Annotated in this window: 3 protein-coding genes and 1 pseudogene; all 4 read left to right on the top strand. The window is 50.2% G+C overall.

The window, feature by feature from the left end; genetic code table 11:
* A pseudogene (locus Q0238_RS00980) lies at positions 1–245 on the top strand (outer membrane protein assembly factor BamD); the annotation flags it as partial.
* A gap of 8 nt (positions 246–253) precedes the next feature.
* Complete coding sequence (gene lon / locus Q0238_RS00975; protein ID WP_297941986.1) at positions 254–2,767, top strand: endopeptidase La; 2,514 nt, start codon at positions 254–256, stop codon at positions 2,765–2,767.
* Positions 2,768–3,055: 288 nt separating this feature from the next.
* A complete protein-coding gene (locus Q0238_RS00970) occupies positions 3,056–3,697 on the top strand; it encodes a hypothetical protein (RefSeq protein ID WP_297941983.1) in 642 nt (213 codons plus the stop codon).
* A 183-nt stretch (positions 3,698–3,880) separates the two neighbouring features.
* Positions 3,881–4,616 (top strand): DMT family transporter (locus Q0238_RS00965; protein ID WP_297941980.1); only part of this gene is annotated, 736 nt, incomplete at its 3' end.

Genomic DNA, 4,616 nt, shown 5'->3' with positions numbered 1-4,616 from the left:
TCGACGAAATTCGAAAATTTATAGCTGAATACCCGCAGAGCGAGTATCGTCCGCTTCTTGAGACGATGCTAACGAAGCTAAGGCTTGCCGAGCATCAGCTAAATATTGATATAAAAGACCTTTACCAGCGCACCGACCGCGAAAGTTCTGCCAAAATTTACGAGCAGCGCATTGAAGAATCCCCGCTAAACGGCACCGACGTCATCAAACCGCGCTCGCCTTGGTATCGCGCGATTTTTGAGTAGGAGGAGCGATGCAACTGATGCAAAATACAACCTTCCCTAGCGATCTACCCATCATCGTCGAGGACGAGCTATTTTTATATCCGTTTATGATAGCGCCCCTTTTCATCGGCGACGAACATAACAAAAAAGCCCTCGATCTAGCCGTTAAAAACGAATCTATGATAATGGTCGTAAGCTCAAAGTCAGAATTTAGCGGTGATAGAAGCTTCGGCGGTATCTATAACGCAGGCGTCGTGGGCTCCGTGATGAGAACCGTGCCGCTTCCAGATGGGCGGGTTAAAATTTTATTCCAAGGCGCGCTAAAAGGCAAAATCGTAAAAGAAATTTCGCAAGATCCGCTGGTCGCTACCGTCGATATCATCCACGACGAGCGCGGCAACGATCAAAAATTAGACGCGCTAGTAAGCGTGCTGAAGGAAAAAACCAAGACGCTTAGCACTCTTACGCATTTTTTTCCGAACGATCTGCTAAAGACGATCGACGACGGCACCGACGCCGCGCGCGTCTGCGATCTGATTTTAAGCGCACTGCGGCTAAAAAAGCAGGTAGCCTACTCATTTTTTACCGAGAGCAACTTGCAAAAGCGCCTTTTCAACCTCATCAACTACATCTCCGACGAGATCGAAGCGCAGAGGCTTGAAAAGGAGATCAAAAGCAAAGTTCACTCCAAGATCGACAAGACTAACAAAGAGTATTTTTTAAAAGAGCAGCTCAAGCAGATCCAAAAGGAGCTCGGAGGCGATGCCGATCGCGATGTCGAGATCGAGGAATACCGCAAAAAGCTGGAAGCCAAAAAGCCCTATTTGGGCGAGGATGCCTACAAAGAGATCAAAAAGCAGATCGATAAATTTGCCCGCCTTCATCCCGATAGCGCCGATGCGGGGCTAGTGCAGAGCTATCTGGACTGGGTTTTGGAGGTACCTTTTGAAAAGACCGCCAAACACAAGATGTCCATCGAGGGCGTCACCGCGCAGCTAAATAAAGACCACCACTCCTTGAAAAAGCCCAAGGCGCGCATCGAAGAGTATTTCGCGCTAAAGCAGCTTTTGGAGCTTCGCGGCACAAGCGGCAAAAAGAGCAAAGAGGACGGCAAAAACGGCGGCGCGATTTTATGCTTCTACGGCCCTCCGGGCGTGGGTAAAACGAGCCTTGCAAACTCTATCGCGACCGCGCTTAAGCGCAAACTTATCCGCGTCGCTTTAGGCGGGCTCGAGGACGTAAACGAGCTGCGCGGACACCGCCGCACCTACATCGGCGCGATGCCGGGCCGCATCGTGCAAGGGCTCATCGAGGCAAATCAGATGAACCCCGTCATCGTGCTTGATGAGATCGATAAAATTTCAAGCTCATACAAGGGCGATCCGACCGCAGTTCTGCTTGAAATTTTAGACCCAGAGCAAAACTCGAGCTTTAGGGATTACTATCTAAATTTCAACATTGATCTTAGCAAGATCATCTTTATCGCTACGGCGAACGACGTATCTCTCATACCCGCGCCGCTACGCGATAGGATGGAGTTTATCGAGCTTAGCTCATACACGCCGCAGGAGAAATTTCAGATCGCCAAGGACTATCTGATCCCCCAGGAGCTGCAGCGCCACGGGCTCAAAGCCGCCGACGTAGCGATCAATCCCGCCGCCCTTTCCGAGATCATCGAAGAGTACACGCGCGAAAGCGGCGTGCGAAACCTGCGCCGCCAGATCGCTGCGATCTTCCGCAAGGTCGCGGTTAAAATTTTAAAAGACAAAGAGTTTAAAAAAATCGTCGTTACGACGAAAAATTTAAGCGAATTTCTAAATAAAAAGGTTTTCGAGATCGACGAGGTCGAAAAGTGCGATCAAATCGGCATCGTAAACGGGCTTGCGTGGACTGCGGTAGGCGGCGACGTGCTCAAGATCGAAGCGGTCAAGATCAAAGGCAAGGGTGCGATGACGATCACGGGTCAGCTCGGCGACGTGATGAAAGAATCCGCGCAGATCGCCTTTAGCGTCGTAAAGGTGCTGATCGACGAGGGTAAGCTCAAAGCGGCTCAAGACGCGAAGGCGGGCGCGGCAAAAGCCCCGCGCGGCGGTAAAAACTCCGCATTGCGCGCAAACGGCGTCGCAGCGTCTAAAAGCCCTGTGGCAGCGCGAAATTTAGGCGCAGAGGAGAATTTCGAAAGCTCGGAGCAGATTTATAACAAATTCGACCTTCACATCCACGTGCCCGAGGGCGCGACGCCGAAGGACGGACCGAGCGCAGGCATCACGATGAGCACGGCGATCGCGTCGATTTTAAGCGAGCGCAAGGTGCGCGCAGATCTAGCGATGACGGGCGAAATCACGCTAAGCGGCAAGGTGCTACCGATCGGCGGGCTTAAGGAGAAGCTCATCGCTGCGCACAAAGCCAAAATCGCCGAAGTGCTGATCCCGCGCAAAAACTATGAGCGCGACCTAGCAGAGATCCCGGACGAGGTGAAAAACGATCTGAAAATAACGCCAGTAGATCGGATCGAAGAGGTGCTGAAGCTGGCGCTCGTTTAAATTTAAAGCGGCACTTCAAATTTTGCTGCTTTAGCAGCGTGCTGGAAGTTCAAGAGTCTGCAGGAGTATCTGGGCGGCGAATGAGGCTAAAACTAAAATCGTCAAATTTAGCCGCCAAATTTTACGCCCGTAAATTCAGCCAAATTTAGAGCTTAAATTTGCGTTTTAAATTTGGCTGAGTACTACCATAGACTCTGAAATTTTAAAATCCTACCGCATGGCGCGCGGAATTTAAAATTTCTTTAGATTTCCGCTGTGCCGTTTGCGATCAAAATATAAAGCAAAAAAATGATAAGACTAAAAGCAAGATTAAGATTGGCCGCAAGGAAGCTTGAAATCGCCTTTTTTGTTAGCCTGATCGCTTATATTTTGGCTGCTTTGAGCCTATTTATAATACCCGAAGACATCTTGTCCGCTCACGTAGATTTTAGAGATTTTACGGCGTTTATGGCGGATTTTTATCCAGCTATAAACGTGGCACAGACTAAAACCACCTTTGGCGACGTAGCGACGTTTCATCTTAGCTATTTGTGCTTTTTTATGCTAGTTTGTTTGGTGCTTGCGGGACTTTACGGCGTGGCAAAAGGAGCTACCGGTAGGCTCGAGGAAAACAAAAACAACGCCCAAGCGCTTTCGCAAGGCATTATTTTATTTGCGCTTATCGTATGCTTTTTGGTATTCGGCGGACTTGATGATTTTTTCTCGGGTTATAGCATATGGCACACTTATCGGCCGACGCGGGAGTTTATAATGCAGACGAGATTAGGTTTATTTTTGCGTTATGAGATAATCGGCTTTAGCATTGCAAATTTTGGTATGATGGTGTCGGCGTATCTTATTATGCAGATTTGCAGGCAGCTGCTGGCGTTCATTTTGCTTAGGGCTCGCCAAACGGCTGCGTTTTTCGGACGGATATTTAGGCGAGGCTAGCCGACTCGTTAAAGCTTGTTTAAATTTGACCGTACTCGTCGATAAATGAGCGCAAATTTAGCTCAAATTTAACGCGCGAAACGCTTTAATCAAAATTTAGCTTTGCCCTGCTAGCTCTCGCCCAAATTTAACCCCAGCTTAAGCATAAGCTTATATACTTTGGCTTTAAATTTAAGGCGGCAAATGAGATCTCAGAGCGAATTTTTTGGCATTTTCATCACGCTTCTTGGCGGCGTATTATGGGGCTTTAGCGGTGTTTGCGGACAATATCTGTTCACGCAAAAGGGCGTTAGTGCGGGCTGGCTCGTGCCCTACCGCCTAAGCCTTGCCGGGCTTGCGATGGTGGCGTATTATGTCGCTCGCTCGCCGCGCGCAGCCCTCGCGCCGCTAAAAGATCGTGCGCTTTTGCCGCAGCTGCTCATCTACGCGTTTTTTGGCCTCATGATGACGCAGTATTCGTACTTTTGCGGCATCGAGCTCTCAAATGCCGCCGTCGCGACCGTGATCCAGTACTCCGCACCCGCGCTCATCCTCGCCGTCGTCTGTTTTTTACAGCGGCGCGCGCCTAAAAAGGTCGAACTCATCGCGCTTATTTTGGCGGTGCTGGGCGTCATGCTACTTGCCACCCACGGCGATCCGGGCTCGCTCGTTATCAGCGCGGAGGCGCTGGTTTGGTGCCTCATTAGCGCGCTTGGCGTCGTGGTTTACAGCCTCATACCAACGAAGCTAAATCAAAAATACCCCATTGCGCTAAATTTAGGCTGGGGCATGGTCATCGGCGGTGGCGTGCTCGCGCTTTACACGCGAGTTTGGCAGCTAGGCGGCGTGAGCGACGCGCAGGGCTTTGCGGCGCTTGCCGCGGTCGTGATTTTGGGCACGATATGCGCGTTTAGCTTTTACATGACGGGGCTAAAGATAA

Origin of the sequence: uncultured Campylobacter sp., from assembly GCF_938045775.1 — a bacterium.
Lineage (GTDB): Bacteria > Campylobacterota > Campylobacteria > Campylobacterales > Campylobacteraceae > Campylobacter_B.
The sequence above is the reverse complement of the archived record's forward strand: the minus strand, read 5'-3'. Positions and strand labels throughout refer to the sequence as shown.